This is a genomic window from Nocardia sp. JMUB6875, from assembly GCF_041154655.1.
Lineage (GTDB): Bacteria > Actinomycetota > Actinomycetes > Mycobacteriales > Mycobacteriaceae > Nocardia.
This window is the reverse complement of sequence record NZ_BAAFGR010000338.1, coordinates 1-3,195: the sequence shown is the minus strand read 5'-3', so window position 1 is coordinate 3,195 and position 3,195 is coordinate 1. Positions and strand designations below refer to the sequence as shown.

Annotated in this window: 3 protein-coding genes; all 3 read right to left on the bottom strand. The window is 69.9% G+C overall.

Translation table 11 applies throughout. The features are described 5' to 3' along the window. A partial coding sequence (locus ACAM49_RS39430; protein WP_369640618.1) for a maleylpyruvate isomerase N-terminal domain-containing protein occupies nt 1–456 on the bottom strand: 456 nt, incomplete at its 3' end. Between the two features lie 79 nt (nt 457–535). Further along, nucleotides 536–2,332 (bottom strand): AMP-binding protein, encoded by a 1,797-nt coding sequence (locus ACAM49_RS39425; protein ID WP_369640617.1) that lies wholly within the window; start codon nt 2,330–2,332, stop codon nt 536–538. A 35-nt stretch (nt 2,333–2,367) separates the two neighbouring features. Further along, nucleotides 2,368–3,195 (bottom strand): GMC oxidoreductase (locus ACAM49_RS39420; protein ID WP_369640616.1); only part of this gene is annotated, 828 nt, incomplete at its 5' end.

The window sequence follows — 3,195 nt, the reverse complement described above, 5'->3', positions numbered from 1 at the left end:
GGTTTCCATCAGGCGGAGGGGGACCATGAGGGCGGGGGTCACGGCGGAGCCGAACCATGGGGCGGGGTGGGAGACAGGGGTTTCGCGGAGGGCGGTTGCTACCTCGGTGCGGGCGGTGCGCCACTGGTCGAGGAGGACCGATCGCGGTTGGGACGCGCCTGCCGCGGCGTCCAGGTCGGCCCATCGGGGGCCGGCGGCGGCTTGTTGCTTCAGGACGATCTCGAAGGCGTCGGGGGTGCGGATGGCGGTGACGACATTGGCGTCCGCTATGGCCAGGTGGGCGATCTGGTGGGCGATCGTCCATCCGGGCGCGGGAGTCGGCTTGGTCCAGTCGGATTCGGCGGATACCAGTGCGTCGAGCTCGTCTCCCTCCGCGACCAGGTCGGACAGGGCGAGATCGCGGTCCATGTCGGACATGTCGAGGCCGTAGTCCAGCATCGGTACACCTTCGCTCATCGAGGCAATGGGACGGGTTGATCTGGTCAGGCCAGGCTACCCGGGGCCGCTCTCGGTGCTGGTCGGCGAGGTTCGGGGATCAATCCCACTCTCGGAGGGTGCGTTTGAGGACCTTGCCGGAGGGATTGCGGGGCAGCTCGTCGAGGAAGGTGACGGTGCGCGGAACCTTGTAGCGGGCCAGGTTCGCGCGGACGTGGGTGCGGACGGAGTCGGCGTCGAGGGTGACATCCGGGCGGCGGACCACGAAGGCGCGCAGGGCCTTTCCGAAATCGGGATCGTCGATGCCGATCACTGCGGCGTCCGCGATGTCGGGGTGGGCGGCGAGGAGTTCTTCGACCTCTTGCGGGAAGACGTTCTCGCCGCCGGAGACGATCATGTCGTCGTCGCGGCCGTCCACGAAAAGCCTTCCGGCGGAGTCGAAGTGACCCACATCGCCGGAGGACATGCGGCCGTCGACGATCTCCTTCATGCCGCCGCCGGTGTAACCGGTGAACTGGACGGTATTGCCGACGAAGATGCGGCCCTTCTCGCCCTGCGGGAGTTCGTGCCCGTCGGCGTCGAGAATGCGGACCGAGACGCCGAAGGGTGGGCGGCCCGCGCAGCCGGGGGCCGCGAGGAGATCCTCCGGGCCGCCGATCGCCGCGTAACCGCACTCGGTGGAACCGTAGAAGTTGTAGAGCACGTCGCCGAAGCGGGCGGCGGTGCGCCGGGCGAGCGCACCCTCCAGCTGGGCCCCGCTGGCGGCGATCGCCCTCAGCCCGGAGACGTCGTGCCAGCGCAATTCCGCATCGCCCAGGTCGAGGATTCGCTTGAGCATCACCGGAATCACCCACCAGGTGCGGCAGTCGTGGGCGGCCACGGCGTCGAGCATGTGCACGGGGTCGAAGCGGCGCTTGGTCACCAGCGTGGCCCCGACGCCGATGCCGAGCACCGACCCCAGGAAGCCCCACGCGTGGAACATGGGCGGCGCGATGTAGACGCCGTGGCCGCCGCGCAGCGGGACATTGCCCAGGATCATGGCGGGCAGCGCGAAGGATTTCGGCTGGGGACGCGGCGCGCCCTTCGGGGTGCCGGTGGTGCCGCTGGTCAGCATGATCACCGAGCCGGGTTTGGCCGGGGGCGTGAGTGTTCCGGGGTCACCGACCGCGATAAGCGCCTCCAGCCGCTCCACATCGGCGACAGCCTCGTCAGCACAGGGCGAGGCCGCGTCGGTCCACGCCACGGACTCGCGCTCGGTGCTGGCGACGGCGTCGCCCTCGGTGCTGGCGACGGCCTCGCTCCCGGTGCTGGCGATGCCCTCATCCTGGGCGCTGGCGACGCCCCCACCCTCGGGGCTGGCGAAGGCCGGATCGTCGGTCCAGGCGAGGAATCGACCCAGCGGCGAATCGATGTCCGCCACCACGGATTCGAACTCCGCGTCGTAGACGAGCGCCTGCACGCCTTCGCGCGCGCAGACCTGAGTGGCCTGCGGCCCGGAGAAGTCGGTGTTCAGGTACAGCGCTCGCGCACCGGATTTGGCGCAGGCGAAGGTCGCGTCGAGGAAGCCGCGGTGATTGCGGCACAGGATTCCCACACCGGTGCCTGCCCCGATGCCGCGCTGCCGCCAGGCGTCGGCCAGGGCATTGGATCGCCGGTCCAGTTCGGCGAAGGTGAGCGAGCCGAGCTCGTCGATCAGACCCACCCGATCCCCGAATCGCAGTGCCGCCGCGGTGATTCCGCCGCCGATCGGCCCGTAGGCCGTCATGGCGCGCAAGGCCGCGGGCAGGGTCGAATCCAGCGGGACCATTCCGGCGCGCACCACCGTCCCCACCGCGTGCGCCTCCACCGCCGCCCGTGACACCGCGCCGGTGATCCGGCCGTACAGCGCTGCCTGCATGTCCAACTCCTCGAAACTCGTGATGGCCCAGCTCGTTACGGCGCAGCGTGTCGCGGCGCGACGACCGCGGCATGCGGTACCTGCGCCATGGCCGCCTCCGCCATGGCGCAGATGGTCAGGCTGGGATTGACCCCGACATTGGCGGGCACCGCCGACCCGTCACACACCAGCAGGTTGGTGTAGCCGAAAACCCGGTGATGCCGGTCGATCACGCCGTGTTCACGGTCCGCGCCGATGACCGCGCCGCCCAGGAAATGCGCGGTCATGGGCGCGGAGCCCAGGGTTTCGCCGAGCGCGGCGAGCGGCCGCCCGTTCATGCGGCGCGCGGCCAGCGCCGCAATCCGCCGCGCGACCTCGACCGCCGACTCCCCGCCCGGCTCCTCACCCACCGCCTCGGTCTGCAACCCGCCGGGCCCCCGGCCCCGGCGTAGCCGCAATGCCACATCGGTGCCACGCATAACCGTGAAAATGACCGTGCGCCGAGACCATTTCGGCCGCAGCAACAGACCCAGCAGATAGCCGGGATAGTCCCGCAGGAATTGCCCCCACCTACCCAGCGCCGTCGCAGCGGTGGTGGCCGGACCGTAGGTCAGCGCGAGCAGCGCACCGCCATCGCCATAGGTGTTATTGGTGAAATGCGTGTGCTCATCGAGGAATACGCTCGACGTGATCGCCGCATCACTGCGGTAATCCGCCGCCCGGTCCTTACTCGACGCCGCCGGAATCGATTCGTCATTGGTGCGCACCACCTCCCCCAGCCGATCCGACAACTCCGGCAGCGAACCCCCGCGCTTACACGCCGCCAGCAGTTCATTGGTCCCGAGCGCCCCCGCCGCGACCACCACCCCGCGCGCGATGAAGTC

Coding starts and splice junctions, on each gene's coding strand:
- ACAM49_RS39425 (WP_369640617.1), bottom strand. CDS start 2,332: ATGCAGGCAGCGCTGTACGGCCGGATCACCGGCGCGGTGTCACGGGCG.